This window comes from Vibrio cincinnatiensis (assembly GCF_022113815.1).
GTDB lineage: Bacteria > Pseudomonadota > Gammaproteobacteria > Enterobacterales > Vibrionaceae > Vibrio > Vibrio cincinnatiensis_A.
In genome coordinates this window covers 1-19,703 of the sequence record NZ_SGOM01000018.1, presented here as the reverse complement: position 1 = coordinate 19,703, position 19,703 = coordinate 1, and the positions used below count along the sequence as shown (strand labels likewise).

General features: G+C 44.1%; 20 protein-coding genes and 4 tRNA genes. 21 read left to right on the top strand and 3 right to left on the bottom strand.

The features are described 5' to 3' along the window. Positions 1–207 precede the first annotated feature (207 nt). The 4 genes from EXA13_RS15665 (at position 208) to EXA13_RS15650 (ending at position 867) form a co-directional block, all read left to right on the top strand. Positions 208–284 (top strand) — tRNA-Met (locus EXA13_RS15665). A gap of 156 nt (positions 285–440) precedes the next feature. Next, positions 441–517: transfer RNA gene (locus tag EXA13_RS15660), tRNA-Met, on the top strand. Positions 518–615: 98 nt separating this feature from the next. Then, positions 616–692, top strand: a tRNA-Met gene (locus EXA13_RS15655). Positions 693–790: 98 nt separating this feature from the next. Continuing rightward, positions 791–867 (top strand) — tRNA-Met (locus EXA13_RS15650). A 575-nt stretch (positions 868–1,442) separates the two neighbouring features. Here the strand turns inward: EXA13_RS15650 and queG are convergent. After that, on the bottom strand, positions 1,443–2,555 hold the full coding sequence (gene queG / locus EXA13_RS15645) for a tRNA epoxyqueuosine(34) reductase QueG (protein ID WP_238133986.1): 1,113 nt from the start codon (positions 2,553–2,555) through the stop codon (positions 1,443–1,445). Positions 2,556–2,762: 207 nt separating this feature from the next. On the opposite strand from queG, the gene tsaE reads away from it, so the two are divergent. The 9 genes from tsaE (at position 2,763) to EXA13_RS15600 (ending at position 12,074) form a co-directional block, all read left to right on the top strand. Continuing rightward, positions 2,763–3,224 (top strand): tRNA (adenosine(37)-N6)-threonylcarbamoyltransferase complex ATPase subunit type 1 TsaE, encoded by a 462-nt coding sequence (gene tsaE, locus EXA13_RS15640; protein WP_238133985.1) that lies wholly within the window; start codon positions 2,763–2,765, stop codon positions 3,222–3,224. A 20-nt stretch (positions 3,225–3,244) separates the two neighbouring features. Then, positions 3,245–4,939: a LysM peptidoglycan-binding domain-containing protein gene (locus EXA13_RS15635; protein WP_238133988.1), complete on the top strand. Its 1,695-nt coding sequence runs from the start codon at positions 3,245–3,247 to the stop codon at positions 4,937–4,939. Positions 4,940–4,949: 10 nt separating this feature from the next. Beyond that, a complete protein-coding gene (gene mutL / locus EXA13_RS15630) occupies positions 4,950–6,875 on the top strand; it encodes a DNA mismatch repair endonuclease MutL (protein ID WP_238133984.1) in 1,926 nt (641 codons plus the stop codon). After that, positions 6,872–7,804 carry a tRNA (adenosine(37)-N6)-dimethylallyltransferase MiaA gene (gene miaA, locus EXA13_RS15625; RefSeq protein ID WP_238133983.1) on the top strand — a complete coding sequence of 311 codons (933 nt, stop codon included), beginning with the start codon at positions 6,872–6,874 and terminating at the stop codon, positions 7,802–7,804. The genes mutL and miaA overlap by 4 nt, the downstream gene beginning before the upstream one ends. 196 nt (positions 7,805–8,000) lie before the next feature. Next, the gene (gene hfq, locus EXA13_RS15620; protein ID WP_238133982.1) at positions 8,001–8,264 is read left to right on the top strand and encodes an RNA chaperone Hfq; all 264 of its coding nucleotides are present in this window, start codon (positions 8,001–8,003) and stop codon (positions 8,262–8,264) included. 41 nt (positions 8,265–8,305) lie between these two features. Further along, positions 8,306–9,595 carry a ribosome rescue GTPase HflX gene (hflX, locus tag EXA13_RS15615; protein ID WP_238133981.1) on the top strand — a complete coding sequence of 430 codons (1,290 nt, stop codon included), beginning with the start codon at positions 8,306–8,308 and terminating at the stop codon, positions 9,593–9,595. A gap of 45 nt (positions 9,596–9,640) precedes the next feature. Beyond that, entirely contained in the window at positions 9,641–10,846 is a 1,206-nt protein-coding gene (gene hflK, locus EXA13_RS15610) for an FtsH protease activity modulator HflK (protein ID WP_238133980.1), read from the top strand. A 2-nt stretch (positions 10,847–10,848) separates the two neighbouring features. After that, positions 10,849–11,829, top strand: a complete 981-nt coding sequence (gene hflC / locus EXA13_RS15605; protein ID WP_238133979.1) for a protease modulator HflC — start codon at positions 10,849–10,851, stop codon at positions 11,827–11,829. Between the two features lie 56 nt (positions 11,830–11,885). Continuing rightward, positions 11,886–12,074 carry a DUF2065 domain-containing protein gene (locus tag EXA13_RS15600; RefSeq protein ID WP_238133978.1) on the top strand — a complete coding sequence of 63 codons (189 nt, stop codon included), beginning with the start codon at positions 11,886–11,888 and terminating at the stop codon, positions 12,072–12,074. Between the two features lie 22 nt (positions 12,075–12,096). Here EXA13_RS15600 and EXA13_RS15595 read toward each other — a convergent pair whose 3' ends face one another. Further along, entirely contained in the window at positions 12,097–12,324 is a 228-nt protein-coding gene (locus EXA13_RS15595) for a SlyX family protein (protein WP_238133977.1), read from the bottom strand. A gap of 2 nt (positions 12,325–12,326) precedes the next feature. Continuing rightward, positions 12,327–13,307 (bottom strand): WD40 repeat domain-containing protein, encoded by a 981-nt coding sequence (locus EXA13_RS15590; RefSeq protein WP_238133987.1) that lies wholly within the window; start codon positions 13,305–13,307, stop codon positions 12,327–12,329. Between the two features lie 139 nt (positions 13,308–13,446). Here EXA13_RS15590 and fkpA point away from each other — a divergent pair, with 139 nt between their 5' ends. The 8 genes from fkpA to fusA all read left to right on the top strand — a co-directional run bounded on the left by fkpA (position 13,447) and on the right by fusA (position 19,503). Next, positions 13,447–14,217: an FKBP-type peptidyl-prolyl cis-trans isomerase gene (gene fkpA / locus EXA13_RS15585; RefSeq protein ID WP_238133976.1), complete on the top strand. Its 771-nt coding sequence runs from the start codon at positions 13,447–13,449 to the stop codon at positions 14,215–14,217. 226 nt (positions 14,218–14,443) lie between these two features. Continuing rightward, complete coding sequence (locus EXA13_RS15580) at positions 14,444–15,160, top strand: helix-turn-helix transcriptional regulator (RefSeq protein ID WP_238133975.1); 717 nt, start codon at positions 14,444–14,446, stop codon at positions 15,158–15,160. Positions 15,161–15,163: 3 nt separating this feature from the next. Then, positions 15,164–15,565: a sulfurtransferase complex subunit TusD gene (gene tusD / locus EXA13_RS15575; protein ID WP_238133974.1), complete on the top strand. Its 402-nt coding sequence runs from the start codon at positions 15,164–15,166 to the stop codon at positions 15,563–15,565. Next, complete coding sequence (gene tusC / locus EXA13_RS15570) at positions 15,562–15,918, top strand: sulfurtransferase complex subunit TusC (protein ID WP_238133973.1); 357 nt, start codon at positions 15,562–15,564, stop codon at positions 15,916–15,918. The genes tusD and tusC overlap by 4 nt, the downstream gene beginning before the upstream one ends. Positions 15,919–15,929: 11 nt before the next feature. Then, positions 15,930–16,205, top strand: coding sequence for a sulfurtransferase complex subunit TusB (tusB, locus tag EXA13_RS15565; RefSeq protein WP_238133972.1), 276 nt, complete (start codon positions 15,930–15,932; stop codon positions 16,203–16,205). A gap of 180 nt (positions 16,206–16,385) precedes the next feature. Then, the gene (gene rpsL, locus EXA13_RS15560) at positions 16,386–16,760 is read left to right on the top strand and encodes a 30S ribosomal protein S12 (protein WP_078927413.1); all 375 of its coding nucleotides are present in this window, start codon (positions 16,386–16,388) and stop codon (positions 16,758–16,760) included. Positions 16,761–16,860: 100 nt separating this feature from the next. Further along, on the top strand, positions 16,861–17,331 hold the full coding sequence (gene rpsG, locus EXA13_RS15555; RefSeq protein WP_042490263.1) for a 30S ribosomal protein S7: 471 nt from the start codon (positions 16,861–16,863) through the stop codon (positions 17,329–17,331). Between the two features lie 75 nt (positions 17,332–17,406). Further along, positions 17,407–19,503 (top strand): elongation factor G, encoded by a 2,097-nt coding sequence (fusA, locus tag EXA13_RS15550; RefSeq protein ID WP_238133971.1) that lies wholly within the window; start codon positions 17,407–17,409, stop codon positions 19,501–19,503. Positions 19,504–19,703 lie beyond the last annotated feature (200 nt).

The following is a 19,703-nucleotide window of genomic DNA, read 5'->3' as shown; positions in this document are numbered from 1 at the left end:
AAGGTTGAGGTCACGAGTTCGAACCTCGTGTGTCGCTCCAGATTGATAGCTTGTCATTGTGCTAAACAGTGAAATGCAACACTCGCTCAGTTAGTAGAGCGCAACCTTATCAAGGTTGAGGTCACGCCTTTTTGTTTTTAAAGACGGAAACCTCGTGTGGCGAACCAGTTCTATAGCCCCATCGTGCTTAACGATGAGATATACGGACGCGGGGTGGAGCAGCATGGTAGCTCGTCGGGCTCATAACCCGAAGGTCGTCGGTTCAAATCCGGCCCCCGCAACCAGTTCTAGAGTGTTTATCGTGCTTAACGATAAAATGCAGCACAAGCTCAGTTCATCAGAGCAACATCTCTCAATATTGAGATAATCCTTTAAATGAAAGGATTATGTGTATTGCATGATTTAAGCTTTCATCGTGCTTAACGATGAGATAGTACGGACGCGGGGTGGAGCAGCATGGTAGCTCGTCGGGCTCATAACCCGAAGGTCGTCGGTTCAAATCCGGCCCCCGCAACCAATTTTCTTTCAGGGCATCATGCGCTGATCGGCGGTAAGTGATAAGCTTAATCGCAAGGTTTCAAGCTTTTATCGTGCTTAACGATAAGATAATACGGACGCGGGGTGGAGCAGTATGGTAGCTCGTCGGGCTCATAACCCGAAGGTCGTCGGTTCAAATCCGGCCCCCGCAACCAATTTTCTTTCAGGGCTTCATGCGCTGATCGGCGGTAAGTGATAAGCTTAATCGCAAAGTTTCAAGCTTTTATCGTGCTTAACGATAAGACAATACGGACGCGGGGTGGAGCAGCATGGTAGCTCGTCGGGCTCATAACCCGAAGGTCGTCGGTTCAAATCCGGCCCCCGCAACCAATTTATTTCGGAAATAATCTTGCTGCGCATTTGCGCAGATTTTTATTTTGCGCTCTGCTCATTTTTGGCTCTATGCCGATGCTCTTTTGTTCATGCTGTGAAGCATAAACTCATCACAATCAGTCAACTTTCACTATCCGCGATTTTTCTTTTAGAAAAGTGTTCAGGTCAGTTCGTTTCCCTTTTAGGCTAACATATGTTCAGCCTAGGCTATTCATATTCATCAACAGACTTATCCACAGATTTTATTTTGTGGATAACTTGGTGAATAAAGTGTTTCTAGTGAGTCAAAGAAACGCTACCGCTTGGATCTTTTTACGATAAATTAATGAGGTGGATTGGCTGCTTTTTTATAACTAATTGATTTTTATTGATATTAATTTGTTTTATGTAAGATGATGATAGAGAAAAACGATCATTAACTGTATTTTTATTGATCCTAATCATTTCCTGCTAGTGTGACTAACTTTTTTGAAGTTTATCAAACGCTATGTCATTAAAATTTTTTTCCACATCTGATAATTTGCGAAGTGTGTCAAATTATGTGCCGAAATCTATTTCGGGCTAAGTCATGGCTAGGCATCGCGGGGTAGCCCTTTTTGCACGATCCGGATAAGTCTCTGATGTTTATTGGTGATATAGGTTATTTGTTGTCGCTGTTGTTTTAAAGCCCAGTCAATATGGATATCTAATAATTGACTCTCTCCGTGTTTTTTTTCTAACGTGTCAATGATTTGTTGTGAATAGGGAGCATTGCCCATCGCGATGATGATATTTCTTTGCCACTGCTGGTGACCGATACGCCGAATGGGGGAGCCTTCCATATAACGTAAGAAGGTCTGCTCATCCCAAGCAAACAGATGGATTAAATCGGCATTATTGAGTTTATCTCGGCGGTGAAAATCAGGTTCCTGAGTTAAGTCTGAAAAGCGGTTCCATGGGCATACCAATTGACAGTCATCACAGCCATAAATGCGGTTTCCCATCGCATGTCGAAATTCTTCAGGAATAATGCCCGGATATTCAATGGTTAAGTAAGAAATGCAACGCCGTGCATCAACGACCCCTTCTTCTACTATGGCGCCAGTGGGGCAAGAGGTAATACAAGCCCGACAGGTTCCACATTGGTTTTCGCTCGGAGAATCAATCGGTAATGGGATATCCACTAAAAGTTCACCGAGGAAGAACCAAGAGCCGGCGTCTTGATCTAAAATTAAAGAATGTTTTCCTGCCCAACCCAGCCCTGCCTTTTGGGCTAGAGGGCGTTCGAGAAGGGGGGCGGAGTCGACAAACGGTCGATATCCTAATTGCCCGACTTCATGTTCAATTTTCTCTGCTAACTTTTTTAGCTTATTACGAACTAATTTATGGTAATCGCGTCCAAGAGCATATCGACTGATATAGGCTTGTGATGGTTCGGATAAGTTTGCCGCAAACTGAGCTTGAGGCGGAAGGTAGTTGATTCGGGCGCTTATGACACGCAGGGTTCCGGGAAGAAGTTCTGCTGGGCGTGCACGCAACATACCATGGCGAGCCATCCAGTCCATCTCTCCGTGATAACCTGCATCAAGCCAGCGTTGTAGCGCCGGTTCATGCTCACTTAAATCAATGTCACAGATCCCGACTTTGTCAAAGCCAAGCTCTTTAGCCCAATGTTTAATTTGGTCGGCGAGTGCTTGATAGTCCATAGTGAGTTTTGGTTATCGAATGGGCGGAGGATCTTAACGGATCTAATCTGGCTGATCTAGATAAAACAGAGAGATTCTTGTGTATGTAGGAAAAGTTTTTCGGTTTACTTACAGAACAGTGCTTGTCTCTTAAATCTAACCCAGTTTACTATTCGTTCTCTTTTTATTTTTATATAGTCGACATCTGACGCGTTAGAGATCCTTTCAATGAGTAGCAAGACCTTTACTTTAAAAGATGAACAAGACACGATAAAACTAGGTACGATGTTGGCACAGCTATGCTCTGAGCGTACAACACTCTATCTTTATGGAGATTTAGGTGCTGGGAAAACGACATTCAGCCGAGGCTTTATTCGTGCTTTAGGCCATCAAGGAAATGTAAAGAGCCCAACTTATACTCTGGTTGAACCGTATCAGTTAGTCAATTGGCAGGTTTATCATTTTGACCTTTATCGTTTGGCCGATCCGGAAGAACTCGAATTTATGGGGATTCGTGATTATTTTACGGATGATGCGATTTGTTTGGTTGAATGGCCAGAGAAAGGGAATGGTTTATTGCCTATGTCAGACCTTGATATCGAAATCCATTATCAAGGTTCTCACCGGGAGGCAACCTTGAAGGCCAATAATGAATATGGACATACTTTACTGAGCCAGTTGGAGTTATAGTGATCAATTTTCGCTGTTATTTGGGGCGTGTATTTCTCGTCTTGGTACTGACCTTGTTTGGTACGAGTTCGTATGCCAATGTATTGGAAGGGGTGAGGGTGTGGCCATCACCGGATGAAACTCGTGTGGTGGTAGATCTTAAAGCCGAAGTGGACTTTAGCTATTTTACGCTCAGTAGCCCTGAGCGATTAGTCGTCGATCTGAAAAAGACCTCGTTAGCAACTAGCCTTCCTCTTTTGGTGACCGATAGTACGATCTTAACGAAGATTCGTGCCAGCTCTCCTCCCGAAAACAGCACCTTTCGCTTAGTTTTTGAACTGAAAAATAAATCAACGCCACAACTTTTTAAGCTCGCCCCTACGCCTGGTGGCCAATATGGACACCGGTTGGTGATTGATTTACCGCATCGGCAAACTAAGGCTTCATCGGCCTCTACTCCGAAAACAAGTACAACCGTTAGTCGTGATGCTTCTCAGTTGATCGGGACTGCTGATATTATTGTGGCCATTGATGCTGGGCATGGAGGGGAAGATCCTGGCTCTATCGGCCCATCTCGTAAGTTTGAAAAAGATGCCACTCTGAGCGTGTCTAAAAAGCTTGCCGATCAAATCAATGCTGTACCGGGGATGAAAGCCGTATTAACCCGTTCTGGTGACTATTTCGTTAACCTTAATAAACGTACAGAAATTGCAAGGAAAAGTAAGGCTCATCTTCTGGTCTCTGTTCATGCCGATGCATTCCATACTCCTCAACCAAGAGGAGCTTCTGTTTTTGTCCTCAACACTCGACGTGCAAATACAGAAATTGCACGCTGGGTTGAAAATCATGAACAGCAGTCGGAATTACTTGGTGGCGCTGGAGAAGTGCTAGCTAAAACGAATAATGATCGAAATGTGAGCCAAACCTTATTAGATTTACAGTTTAGTCATTCTCAGAAAGAAGGGCACAAAGTCGCAACCAATATCTTACGTGAAATGGGTAAAATTGCGTATTTGCATAAAAGTGAGCCAGTGAATGCGAGTTTGGCGGTATTAAAGTCACCGGATATCCCTTCTGTATTGGTCGAAACGGGATTTATTTCTAACGTCACGGAAGAGCGACTGTTATTTCAGCGGAGTCATCAAGATAAGTTAGCCAGGGCGATTGCCAAAGCCTTAGTTCAATATTTTGAAGAGAACCCGCCTGAGGGAACATTGTTTGCTAATCGTAATAAAACTCAGCAGCATAAAGTTCAACGAGGTGAATCGTTATCAGTGATTGCACAGAAGTATGGAGCAAGTGTGCAAGCGATCATGCAAGCAAATAAACTGAAAGATTCCCGTCTTTCTGTGGGGCAACGATTAACCATTCCGGGGGGAGAACGTGGCCCTGTTCCTGTTCCGGTGGTGAATAATCCTGTTGAGACAGAAAACCTTACTCATACGGTTAAGTCGGGGGAGTTTTTAGGTAAAATTGCAGCCACCTATAAAGTGTCTGTGGATGCCATTCGCCGCGAGAATAGTTTGAAGTCTGACACTTTGTCCGTTGGGCAGAAGTTGAACATTACTGTGAGCCTTAAAGATAAACCTTTACGAAAACATAAAGTTCAGCGTGGTGAGTTTTTAGGTAAAATTGCCAATCAGTACCATGTCAGCGTACAAAGTGTTCGTGAGGCAAACCAATTACGTTCGGATCAACTAGCGGTTGGACAAGTACTGATCATCCCTAATAAGTAGTGAGGAGAGTATGACTATCCGTATTCTACCTGCTCGCTTAGCGAACCAAATCGCAGCTGGCGAGGTAGTAGAAAGGCCCGCATCAGTGGTAAAAGAACTGGTGGAAAATAGCTTAGACTCAGGCGCAACTCGGATTGATATTGATATCGAAAAAGGGGGCGCAAAGCTGATTCGGGTTCGGGATAATGGTGTGGGGATCAATAAAAATGAATTAGGGTTAGCCTTAAGTCGTCATGCCACTTCCAAAATACAGTCTCTGGATGATTTAGAAGCGATTATTAGCCTCGGGTTTCGTGGTGAGGCACTCGCCAGTATCAGTTCTGTCTCACGGTTAACCTTAACCTCTCGAACCGCTACACAGGAAGAAGCTTGGTCTGCCTACAGTGAAGGGCGAGATATGGCGGTAAAACTTCAGCCCGCTGCTCATCCGGTTGGCACGACAGTGGAAGTGCTGGATCTCTTCTTTAACACTCCCGCAAGGCGAAAATTCTTGCGCACTGATAAAACCGAGTTTACTCATATTGATGAGCTTCTTAAGCGCATTGCATTGAGCCGCTTTGATGTCACGCTTACCCTTCGTCATAATGGTCATATCATTCGCCAGTATCGAGCGGCGAAAACAGAAATACAGCAAGAGAAACGACTTGCAGCCGTATGTGGTGCTGCTTTTGTTCGCCACATGCTGCGTATTGAACTTGAACATCAAGGATTAACCTTGCGGGGGTGGATCACGACACCAGAGGGGGCTCGCCAGCAAAGTGACCTGCAATACTGCTATGTCAATGGACGAATGATGCGCGATAAGCTGATCAATCATGCCATTCGCCAAAGTTATGAAAATAGCTTGCGTCCTGATCAGTTTGCGACCTATGTTTTATTTATTGAATTAGATCCTCACTTTGTGGATGTGAATGTGCATCCTGCTAAGCATGAAGTTCGTTTCCATCAGGCGCGTTTAGTGCACGACTTTATTTATCAAGCACTCAGTCGTGCACTATCAGAAAGTGAGCATATTGATGTCCCTGAACGAAATCAGGCCGCGTTTCATGAACAATCTGAAGTCTCTTCAGACTTATCAGCAGAGCGTCTTTCACATGTCTGGCAAGCGATAGAGAAAACACCCGATTATCCTCGTAAAGCGGCAGTGGAACGACAGGAGCCGTCTTCTTTTGTTCGAGAAAAAGAGGCCCCGAACGCGTGGGATCGGTCCGTATCAAAAAAAACGGCACCATTACCAGAGCGATCTTCTATTACCCTAAAGCAAACAAAGGCTTATCAGCACTTAATGCAGACGGTAGAACCGGTTTCCTCTGATGAGAATATGCTCGGCACTCCTTCTATTCAGGCCACGTCCCCCTCTTTGGATAAAGTGACTTTAGGCAAAGCAATCGCGGTTGTTGAAGGGCAATACTTGTTGATGACATCGGATCAAGGGTGCGTTTTACTTGCATTAACTCAAGCACTTGAGCTGAAAATCTTCGGGCAATTAAATGCTCAGCAAGCCGCGTTAAAAAGTCAGCCCTTATTGGTTCCGCTCGCGGTGAAGATGGATGAACATGAACAGGCGGCATTACAGCAAAGCCACGAATTATTATCAAGATTAGGCATTGATCTGACAATTCGCTCGCCCTCATCACTCATGATCATGGGCGTGCCTCAGCCATTGAGACAGCAAAACTTACAGTCCTTAATTCCAGAGTTACTCAGCTATATCTCCACTCAGCAAGCGAATGCATCTTCAGAGTTGACGCTGACTCAATTAACTCATTGGCTGAGTCAACGTGTGATGACCACAAAAAACGACTACACTTTGTCTGAAGCAATTCAGTTAGTTGCTGAAATTGAACAGTTATGGCAAGGTCAACTTCCCTTTAATGATCACCACTTTATTCAGTTGGTGGATTTTTCCACCACGATTGCAGCATTACATTCATGACAACACAATTACCTCTTGCCCTATTTTTAATGGGGCCAACGGCCTCAGGAAAGACAGATTTAGCGATTCAGCTTCGAAAAAAATATCCGGTTGAAATCATCAGTGTTGATTCCGCTTTGATTTATCGAGGAATGGACATTGGAACCGCTAAACCTTCAGCGGAGGAGCTAGCACAAGCACCTCATCGCCTGATTGATATTTTAGATCCTAGGGAAGCCTATTCAGTGGCGGACTTTCGACAAGACGCGCTATGTGAAATGAAAGCGATCGCCCGTGAGGGAAAAATACCGCTCTTAGTGGGTGGCACCATGCTGTACTATAAAGCCTTGTTGGAAGGTTTGTCGCCTTTACCTGCGGCGGATCCTCATATCAGACAGGAGATCGAGCTTCAAGCCCAAAAGAGAGGTTGGGAAGAGCTGCATGCCGAGTTGCAACAAATTGATCCAATTTCCGCGGCAAGAATTCATCCAAATGATCCACAAAGATTGTCACGGGCATTGGAAGTTTATCGAATTTCAGGTAAAACTCTTACAGAGCTGACAAAAACGAAAGGGGATCCGATTCCTTTTCGTATTAAGCAGTTCGCAATTGCTCCCAAGGATAGGGCAGAACTCCATCGTCGAATTGAACTTCGTTTCGAAAAGATGGTCCAATCAGGTTTTGAGGAAGAAGTGAAGGCGCTTTATGCCCGAAATGATCTTCATCCTGATTTACCGTCGATTCGTTGTGTTGGTTATCGACAAATGTGGGAGTACTTAGATGGGAAAAGCAGTTTGGATGAGGCGATTTTTCGCGGAGTCTGTGCCACCCGTCAATTGGCCAAGCGACAAATCACCTGGTTACGCAGCTGGGATGATCTAACTTGGTTAGATAGCGAACATGTTGATCAAGCGTTAGAAACTCTTTCAAATGCCATAGCATCGGATTGAGTTAGCTGTGTATAATGTGATCGCTTTTGCGTGATGTGCCCTGTAAAGGATCCGTTACTGATTGATTGGGTAATGAATCCTTCTGATGAGTAACATAGGGTGTTTTTATTCGTTTAGCTCAGATGTAAAGGCCGCACCAATAGACGTGCACCGCTAGCTAAATAACTACAACAAAATACAAAATAAGGAAAATAAAATGGCTAAGGGGCAATCTCTACAAGACCCATTCTTAAATGCACTGCGCCGTGAGCGTATTCCAGTTTCTATTTATTTAGTAAACGGCATTAAGCTGCAAGGCCAAATTGAATCATTTGATCAGTTTGTGATTCTATTAAAGAACACCGTCAATCAAATGGTTTATAAGCATGCCATTTCAACAGTTGTTCCTGCTCGTCCAGTAAGCCATCATAATGCCGATCGACCAGCAGCAGAACGTACAACAGAAAAATCAGACGATTAATTATTTGTCGTTATTTCATCATATATTAGGGAGTTGAGCGCTTGTTTGACCGTTATGAAGCCGGTGAGCGAGCCGTACTTGTTCATATCAACTTCACGCAACAGGGTGAGTGGGAAGATCTCAGCGAGTGTGAGATGCTTGTCTCTTCTGCTGGTGTCTCGACACTACAAGTGATTACGGGTAGCCGTCAGTCTCCTCACCCTAAATATTATGTCGGTGAGGGTAAAGCCCAAGAAATTGCGCACGCAGTGCAATTGGTTGAGGCGGATGTGGTTATTTTTAACCATGCCCTTTCTCCTGCTCAAGAACGTAATCTTGAACAGCTTTGCCAATGTCGAGTGATCGACCGAACTGGGCTTATTTTAGATATCTTTGCTCAACGAGCTCGGACGCATGAAGGTAAGCTACAAGTCGAATTGGCTCAGTTACGTCATCTTTCTACCCGTTTAATTCGAGGCTGGACCCACTTAGAAAGACAAAAAGGTGGGATTGGCTTGCGAGGGCCAGGGGAAACTCAGTTAGAAACCGACCGTCGTTTATTGCGTGAACGAATCAAAGCGATTTTACGCCGCCTAGAGAAAGTCTCTAAACAGCGTGAGCAAGGGCGTCGAGCAAGAAACCGTGCCGAGATCCCGACCATTTCATTAGTGGGTTACACTAACGCCGGGAAATCAACCTTATTTAATCAGATTACTGCTGCTGGCGTTTATGCCGCTGATCAGTTATTTGCCACGTTAGACCCTACATTAAGGAAAATTGAACTTGCGGATGTTGGCCCAGCGATCTTGGCCGATACCGTTGGATTCATTCGTCATTTACCCCATGATTTAGTGGCGGCATTTAAAGCAACGTTACAAGAAACTCAGGAAGCTGACATTTTGTTACATGTTGTGGATGCGAGTGATGACCGTTTTCGTGAGAATATCCAAGCTGTGGAGGATGTCTTGCTAGAGATTGAGGCGAACGAAGTCCCTACTCTGCTAGTGATGAATAAAATTGACAACCTCGAAGGCCAGCAACCTCGTATCGAGAGAGATGATGAAGGGGTGCCCAAAGCAGTTTGGGTTTCTGCAATGGAAGGGGTGGGGATTGATTTGCTTTTTTCAGCGTTAACAGAGCGCTTAGCCAGCCAAATCATTCAATATCGTTTATCGATTCCGCCGCAATATCAAGGTCGGATTCGTAGCCTATTTTTCCAAATGAATGCGATTCAACAGGAAGAGTATGATCCAGCAGGCAATTTGTTGATATCAATACGGATGCAACAGGTTGACTGGTCTAGACTAGAGAAAAGAGAACAGGCAGTTTTACGTGACTTTATCGTTACTTAAAGGACTGCTAGAGTATAACGTCATATCAAATGATGGAGCTTTCTAATGGCGTGGAATGAGCCCGGAAATAATAACGGCAACAATGGCCGCGATAATGACCCTTGGGGGAATAATAATCGTGGTAAAAAAGGTGGCCGTGAGCAAGGTCCGCCAGATTTAGACGAAGTGTTTAATAAGCTGAGTCAGAAGCTGGGGGGGAAGTTTGGTAATAAAGGGGGGTCAGGCAAAGGACCTTCTTTCACTGGCGGTGGAGCAATTGGATTAGGCATTATTGCTGTGATTGCCATCGCTATTTGGTTTTTTGCTGGTTTTTATACTATCGGCGAAGCAGAACGTGGGGTGGTCTTACGTTTAGGTAAATACGATCGAATCGTCGATCCCGGCTTAAACTGGCGTCCTCGTTTTATTGATGAAGTAACACCTGTTAACGTACAAGCAATTCGTTCATTACGTGCTTCAGGTCTTATGCTGACCAAAGACGAAAATGTCGTTACTGTCGCCATGGATGTTCAGTATCGAGTCGCAGACCCTTATAAATATCTTTATAAAGTCACCAATGCGGATGATAGCTTACGCCAAGCGACAGATTCTGCACTTCGTGCCGTTGTGGGTGACTCTTTGATGGATAGTATTTTGACCAGTGGTCGTCAACAGATCCGGCAGAGCACACAAGAAACATTGAATCAAATCATTGATGGCTATGATATGGGGCTATTTGTGGTGGGGGTCAACTTCCAGTCGTCACGACCACCAGAGCAAGTAAAAGATGCGTTTGATGATGCGATTGCCGCTCGGGAAGATGAAGAACGTTTTATTCGTGAGGCGGAAGCCTACAAGAATGAAATTCTACCTAAAGCAACCGGTCGTGCTGAGCGTTTGAAGAAAGAAGCGCTTGGTTATAGTGAACGCATTACTAATGAAGCTTTAGGTCAAGTCGCTCAATTTGAGAAATTGCTACCTGAATATCAGGCATCTCCTAAAGTTACCCGGGATCGTTTGTATCTTGATGCGATGGAAGAAGTGTATACCAATAGTTCAAAAATTCTTATCGACTCAGAATCAAGTGGTAACTTACTGTACTTGCCGATTGATAAATTGGCGGGGCAAAATGAAGCGACCAGTAAGCGTCAACAAAGTGGTTCATCTTCAGTTTATGATGAAATCGAGTTGGAATCTAAGCGTGCAACAACGTCAGGTAACACCGACACTTCTCAACCTCGCTCAACCAGTTCACGTCAAGGGAGATACTAATTATGCGTAAATTAATGATCCCTGTGGTTGTCGTTCTACTGGCATTGATATTAATGTCTATGTTCGTCATCCCAGAAGGTGAACGTGGTATTGTGATTCGTTTTGGTCGTATCTTGAAAGATAACAATGATGTTTCAAAGATCTATGAACCTGGATTGCATTTTAAAATGCCTGTCTTTGATCGAGTCAGAACACTGGATGCTCGAATTCAAACCATGGATAGCCGCTCAGACCGATTCGTTACTTCTGAGAAAAAAGACGTAATTATTGATTCTTATGTCAAATGGCGTATTGAAGATTTTGGTCAGTACTATTTGGCGACAGGAGGCGGTAACGCATTAACGGCAGAAGCATTACTTGAACGCCGTGTGACTGACGTTCTACGTTCAGAAATCGGTTCAAGAGAAATTAAGCAAATTGTCTCAGGTCCACGTAATAGTAATGTATTACCCGATAGTGCGGATGATGAAGCGGTGGCTACTGAAGCGGCGAAACAAGCGCTTGAAATTGATGGTCAACGTGATGAAATCATGGCTGAGGTGTTAGAGGAAACTCGCGTTAATGCTAGCCGAGATCTGGGCGTGTATGTGGTTGACTTTAGAATGAAGAAAATCAATTTACCGGATGAGATCAGTGAGTCTATTTATCGTCGTATGCGAGCTGAACGTGAATCGGTTGCGCGTCGTCACCGCTCACAAGGCCGTGAAAAGGCGGAAGTTATCCGAGCTCAGGCTGAGTTAGAAGTCGCAACGATTATCGCTGAAGCCGACAGAACCGCTCGTGTAACCCGTGGTGAGGCTGATGCTACCGCCGCTAAAGTGTATGCGAATGCGTATAATAAAGACCCTGAATTTTTTAGCTTCTTACGCTCATTAAAAGCTTATGAAAATTCATTTAGTCAGAAAAGCGATATTTTAGTACTGGATCCGAAAAGTGATTTCTTCCAATACATGAATAGCGCTAAAGGTGCAGCGGCGAAGTAATAAGTCGTTTTATCGAAGAAAGGCTCCTTAGGAGCCTTTCTTATTTGGAGATCACTATGTCAAATGCAATATGGATAGCCATAGGATTACTGCTTGTCGCAGAAGGTATTGGGCCGTTTTTTGCTCCTAATGGCTGGCGTAATATGGTCGCTCAACTGGCACAGCAGCCTGATAGCCAATTGCGGCGCATTGGTGGCTGTTTAGTTGTGGCTGGAGTGGTCATTGTCTACGCGTTCATCCGGTAGTCAGGCGCCTTTTATTTCTTTTCTAGTAATGTGGTGGGGGTGTTTCATTCGCTGGATCAGCAAGATTTGAGCTATCCATATTTTTCATCTTTCCAACCACATATTTCATCTGGTCTTGCATCCTACTGATCACTAGCTGTTGCTGAGCTAAGGCTTCGTTCAATTCTTCAATGGTTTGTTCTTGGAAAGCCAATTGGCACTCCAAGTCCTCAACGCGTTTTTGTAGATGTACTATCGTAGTTTCATTCATGGTTACTGATTAAATTTCCATGCTTGAGCGATTCCGGCAGATGTTCCGGAAATGACCCGTTGTTGTGAATTAAAGGTGGCATCATACACCACGGCTCTAGGAGGTCGGGCATCTTTTCTCGCTTCAACTTCAAAGCGAGCTTGCTGTTTTCCTGTATCGGTACGCCAAATGGCAATTAGGCTTGAAGGCGTTCCTGTAACAAGGTAACGGCCATCATCAGAGAAGCGAGCAGTCGAAAAAACTAACTGGCGTGAAAAGCTGTGTAATTTCGTTTGTTGTTGTCCTGTTTTTAAATTCCAGATAATCGATTGGTTTCCACTATCTGAAGTAAATGCTAATGCGCCATCGCGTTGGAGTGCGACTCGGTTGACCCGTTGGCTGTGTTCAAAGCGGTAGATAATTTGCCCTGTTTGGGTATCCCAAAGGTAAGCCATATGATCATTTCCCCCTGTTAAGGCGTAGCGTCCATTGGGAGAAAGAGCGACGGAATTCACTTTTTCATAGTGAGCGAGGAACTCAAGGCGTCTTCCAGAGACTAAGTCTACGTAAATAGCTTTACCATTGGAGAGTCCGATAAGAACTTGCTCACCATGGTTACTGATATCGATATCTCGAATTAACCCATCAGAGATGGACCAAAGTCCTTTTGCTTGGGTCCAGCCTAAGTGCCAGACGGCAAAGTTAATTTGGCTGGCAGTAACCGCGTATTGACCATTATCGGATAAACGGATATGCGACACTGTACTGGCTTGGGGATCTTGCGCGCCTAGCTCTGCTAAACGTTGACGTTGTGCTAAATCCCAGAGAACCAATTGATGTTCCTGAGAATAAATAAGAGCAAAACGCCCATCACGACTGAGCCCAAAACTGGTGGAACCATTGGGCTCTAGCACCCAACGTTCTACGTCTTTGTCAAAGAAAAAACAGCCATTTAACAGCAAAATGACAATGAGCTGCAAGATGGAATGAGAAATTATTCGCATCAAAACTAATTATCCGTTAAGTAGTAAAGACAATTACAAAACATACCGTTATATTGGTACAACATGACATTGTGCACCAGAGTAAAGAGCAGATTTGTGCACAAGAACAAAAGGTTTACCTACAAATTTGGAGAATTCAATGAAATCACTGTTTAAAGTATCGCTGCTTGCAGCTACGGTTATGCTTGCCGTTGGTTGTCAGAAAGATGACTCTGCTGTTAACGTGAGCGAACAAGCTCAACCTGTCGTTGAGAATATCACGTTCAATTCAGAAGATGATAAAGCAGCTTACGCAATTGGTGTTTCATTTGCTAACTATCTCACTACCAGTATTGATAAGCCTAGTGAAATTGGCGTCGAACTCAATAAAGATATTGTGTTGAAAGGCATTGAACATGTTTTTTCTGGTAATGCTCAGATGAGTGAAGAAGAAACACGTGCGGCATTGGAGTCGTTAGATAAACGTGTTGCTAGCATTATGCAAGCGAAAGCGGCTGAAAAAGCAGAAACAAACAAGCAAGTGGGTGACGAGTTCCGTGCTGAATTTGCTAAACAAGAAGGGGTGAAACAAACTCAGTCTGGCCTTTTATATCAGGTATTAACACCGGCAGAAGGGGATTCACCGAAAGATACCGATACGGTTCAAGTACATTATAAAGGCACATTGACCGACGGTACTCAATTTGACAGTTCTTATGATCGCGGTGAACCTGCGACCTTCCCATTAAATCGAGTGATCCCAGGCTGGACAGAAGGGGTTCAACTGATGCAAGTGGGGGCTAAATATAAATTCGTCATTCCACCAGAACTGGCCTATGGTGAGCAAGATACGCCAACCATCCCAGCCAATTCGACGCTGATTTTTGAAGTTGAATTATTGAAAATAGACAATGGTGAAGATGCGAAATAATCGTGATGACACCATGATACTTTAGGGCCTGATTTCAGGCCCTTTTGCTTTCTTATTCCACGATTATTCATTGGTATCATCATGTTTTGGTTCGATTAGCCTGTTAATGAAATATCCTAAGAACTTGCTTTAAATCACTTGTTAATGAGATAGCTCAGTCATAGACTAAAATTATCTGATAAACTTACAGAAATTTGTTGATTTTTCGTTTTAAGGTCAAGGTACAGTGACAACGACAGAAAACATTAATGCTGACATGCTGCTAGAATTTGAATCCGTACATGTAAAACCTTTTACTGAGCACGATAAAGTGATTTTACGTTCTTATGAAGCGGTTGTGGATGGTATCGCCAGTTTGATTGGCCAATTTTGTGAAATTGTGTTGCATTCACTGGAAGACTTAAATACTTCAGCAATAAAGATTGCCAATGGAGAGAACACTGGGCGTCAAGTGGGCTCCCCTATCACCGATTTAGCGCTAAAAATGTTGCGAGATATTGAAGGGTCTGAGCGTAATTTTTCGCGTTCTTATTTTACTCGAGCAAAAGGTGGAGTGTTAATGAAGTCCATCACGGTTGCTATTCGTAATGGTGATAACCGCGTGATTGGCTTACTGTGTATTAACGTCAATTTAGATGCTCCATTCTCTCAAGTTCTTCAATCGTTTATGCCGACACAAGAGGCTCAAGAAGCCGCTTCTTCCGTAAATTTTGCGAGCGATGTGGAGGAGTTGGTGGATCAAACGGTTGAGCGGACTATCGAAGAAATCAATGCGGATAAGTCTGTTTCAAATAATACCAAGAATCGTCAAATTGTTATGGCACTGTTTGATAAAGGGATTTTTGATATTAAAGATGCGATTAATCGAGTGGCAGATCGGTTAAATATTTCTAAACACACCGTTTATCTCTATATTCGCCAACGTAAAACTGGAGATGAGTAAACCGTGGATACCCATGCATTAACCTTTACTTTGTTGGTGAATGGCCCGAGTTATGGCACGCAATCTGCTCGTAATGCTTACCTCTTCGCTTTGAATGTGATTGAGCAAGGGCACCATCTAAAACGAGTGTTTTTCTACCAAGATGGAGTATTGAATGGATCGGCATTGACGGTTCCTGCAAATGATGAGTTTGACTTAGTTAACGGATGGCAAAAACTGGCTGAACAGCATCATGTCAGCTTGGAAACGTGTGTTGCGGCTGCACTACGAAGAGGAATATTAAGCGATAGTGAAGCCTCGTTGCATCAACGCTGTTCTGCGAATCTTGCCAAGCCTTTCTTGCAGACAGGGTTGGGGAGTTTAGCGGAAGCGTTACTGAGTGATGATAGGGTAGTACAGTTTTGAAGAATATTGCCTTTATATTTCATTCTTCCCCTCATGCAAGCAGTGCAGGGCGAGAAGGTCTGGACGCATTATTAGCGGCTTCAGCTTATCACGATAATTTGGCGGTTTTTTTTGTCGCAGAAGGCGTGTTGCAGTTGGTAAAAAATCAGCAACCGGAGCATATTCTGAGTCGTGATTATCTTTCGGCATTTAAATTGCTCGACCTTTACGATATTGAACAGCGTTATATTTGCCAGCAAAGCTTAGCTGAATGGGGTATGGAGACAGGTGATTTACTTATTGATATTCAACCATTAACGCCAGTTGAGATAGCGAAACGGTGGCAAGGTTTTGATCAAGTACTGACGTTTTAAAGGGGAATGGGATGCTGCATATTGTCAAAAAACTAGAGCAACTCACATGGCTTCCTCGCTATTTACAGCGCGGTGATGCGTTACTATTGGTAGAGCAAGCTGTTTATGCGAGCAAGGTACATTCTCCTTATTACCATTATCTTCCGACTGATAGTGCTGTCTATGCGTTGCAAGAAGATCTGGCAGCTCGAGGATGGTTAGATATGTGTGCTGAACCAGTCCATATTATTAATATCGCTGAATTTGTTAAAATGACAATTAATATCGAAAAATCAATAAGTTGGTAGTTTGTTTATCATCAGTTGTGCATTTAGATTGACACCCCCTTTTTAGTTACAGAAAAAAGATCTGTATATTTCTTGACACACCTCTCACTGCTGCATAGAATTTTGCGTCCCTATTTGCGTAAAGCATTCAGGGCTAGATTTTTCACAAAGCTTACTTTAAGTAAATTCAGGAGCTAGCTAATGGCAACGATTAACCAGTTGGTACGCAAGCCACGTGTGAAGCAAGTTGCAAAAAACAACGTGCCTGCACTCGAAGCGTGCCCACAAAAACGTGGTGTATGTACTCGCGTATATACAACTACCCCTAAAAAACCTAACTCAGCACTACGTAAAGTATGTCGTGTACGTCTAACTAACGGTTTTGAAGTTACTTCATACATCGGTGGTGAAGGTCACAACCTACAAGAGCACAGTGTCGTTCTTATCCGTGGCGGTCGTGTAAAAGACCTTCCGGGTGTTCGTTACCACACTGTTCGTGGTGCGCTTGACTGTTCAGGCGTTAACGACCGTAAACAAGGTCGTTCTAAGTACGGTGTGAAGCGTCCTAAGTCTTAATGGATTCCGTTAAGTAAGGCCAAACACTCAATTAATTTGTTATTTTGAAAAAACTGCAAAGTTTTGGAAAAAACCTGAAGAAGACAACGGAGAATATTCCATGCCACGTCGTCGCGTTATTGGTCAGCGTAAGATCCTTCCAGATCCAAAATTCAAATCTGAATTGCTGGCAAAATTCGTTAACATCCTAATGGTTGACGGTAAAAAATCTACTGCAGAAAAAATTGTTTATACTGCACTAGACACTATGGCTGAGAAATCTGGTAAAGATCACTTAGCTGTATTTGAAGAAGCTCTTGAAAATGTTCGCCCAGCGGTCGAAGTTAAATCTCGCCGTGTGGGTGGTTCAACTTACCAAGTGCCTGTAGAAGTTCGTCCGGTTCGCCGTAACGCACTTGCTATGCGTTGGTTGGTTGAAGCTGCGCGTAAGCGTGGTGAAAAATCTATGGCTGCTCGCCTAGCTGCTGAAATGCTAGACGCGTCAGAAAACAAAGGTACTGCTGTTAAGAAACGTGAAGACGTTCACCGTATGGCAGAAGCGAACAAAGCGTTTGCTCATTACCGCTGGTAATACCTTCTGTGCTGCGAGGTTCTCTCGCAGCACATTTCTATATTCTAAGGTTAACCTTAGTAAGAGGATACAATCGTGGCTCGTAAAACTCCTATTGAGCGCTACCGTAATATCGGTATCTGTGCTCACGTAGATGCAGGAAAAACAACCACTACTGAGCGTATTCTGTTCTACACCGGCCTTTCTCACAAACTTGGCGAAGTTCACGATGGTGCTGCTACCATGGACTGGATGGAGCAAGAGCAAGAGCGTGGTATCACCATTACCTCTGCTGCTACCACCGCCTTTTGGCGTGGTATGGATGCCCAATTCCAAGATCATCGCATTAATATCATTGATACCCCAGGGCACGTTGACTTTACCATTGAAGTAGAGCGTTCATTACGTGTGCTTGATGGTGCTGTGGTTGTATTCTGTGGTTCGTCTGGTGTTGAGCCTCAATCTGAAACTGTTTGGCGTCAAGCGGATAAATACCATGTTCCACGCATTGTATTTGTTAACAAGATGGACCGTACAGGGGCAGATTTTCTACGCGTTGTAGACCAAATTAAACATCGTCTTGGTGCCACTCCAGTGCCTATCCAATTAAACATTGGTGCGGAAGAAGAGTTTAGAGGTGTCATCGACCTTATCAAGATGAAAGCGATCAACTGGAATGAAGCCGATCAAGGCATGACCTTCACTTATGAAGAAATTCCAGCCGATATGCAAGAGCTGGCTGAAGAATGGCACAACAACTTAGTTGAAGTCGCTGCCGAAGCGAGCGAAGAATTGATGGATAAATACCTTGAAGAAGGTGCATTAACCGAAGCTGAAATCAAACAAGCGCTTCGCCAGCGTACACTGAACAACGAAATCGTACTTGCCACTTGTGGTAGTGCATTTAAAAACAAAGGTGTACAAGCGGTATTGGATGCGGTTGTTGAGTATTTACCATCACCGGTTGAAGTTCCTGCTATTAAGGGGATCGATGAGCGTGAAAATGAAGTTGAGCGTCATGCTGATGACAACGAACCATTTTCTGCATTAGCATTTAAAATTGCCACCGATCCTTTTGTTGGTTCATTGACGTTTATTCGAGTGTATTCTGGTGTTGTGAATTCCGGAGATGCTGTTTACAACTCAGTGAAACAGAAGAAAGAACGTTTTGGGCGTATTGTTCAGTTACATGCCAATAAACGTGAAGAAATTAAAGAAGTTCGTGCTGGCGATATTGCGGCGGCGATCGGTTTGAAAGATGTCACGACAGGCGACACTCTATGTAATCAAGATCACAAAGTGATTCTTGAACGGATGGAATTTCCTGAACCTGTGATTCAGATCGCAGTTGAGCCTCGTTCTAAAGCCGACCAAGAGAAAATGGGCATAGCACTAGGTAAACTGGCTGCTGAAGACCCATCTTTCCGCGTTGAAACCGATAATGAGACCGGTCAAACGCTGATCTCTGGCATGGGTGAACTTCATCTAGACATCATCGTTGATCGCATGAAGCGCGAATTCAGCGTTGATTGCAATGTGGGTAAACCTCAGGTTGCGTATCGTGAAACCATTCGTGGTAAAGCGGAAGTTGAAGGCAAGTTTATTCGTCAGTCAGGTGGTCGTGGTCAATACGGTCACGTATGGCTGAAAGTAGAACCTGCTGAGCCTGGTCAAGGCTTCGTCTTTGTTGACGAAATCGTGGGAGGTGCAATTCCTAAAGAATTCATCAACCCGGTGGCGAAAGGCATCGAAGAACAAATGAACAATGGTGTATTGGCTGGTTATCCTATTCTGGATGTCAAGGCAACACTGTTTGATGGTTCATTCCACGATGTCGACTCAAGTGAGATGGCGTTTAAGATCGCCGGCTCTATGGCATTCAAGAAAGGGGCATTAGAAGCAAGCCCTGTTATTCTTGAGCCGTTGATGAAGGTTGAAGTAACCACTCCTGAAGATTGGATGGGTGATGTTGTCGGTGACCTAAACCGTCGCCGTGGCATTATCGAAGGTATGGATGAAGGCCCTGCTGGCTTGAAAATCATCCGTTGCCGAGTACCTCTCGCCGAGATGTTTGGTTACGCAACGGATCTTCGTTCTGCAACCCAAGGACGTGCTTCTTACTCTATGGAGTTTGCTGAGTACGCTGAGGTTCCCAAGAATATTGCTGATGCAATTATTGCAGAACGTGGTTAGCTGTTATTTGATTAATAACGAATCTATTGCGCTAACGGGAGTTGGCGCATAAAATAGCAATTTCTGGCGCGCCCTGAGTGTACGTTACTCAAGGTGAATCATAACTAGGAAGGAACACGATCGTGTCTAAAGAAAAATTTGAACGTACGAAACCGCACGTAAACGTTGGTACTATCGGCCACGTTGACCACGGTAAAACC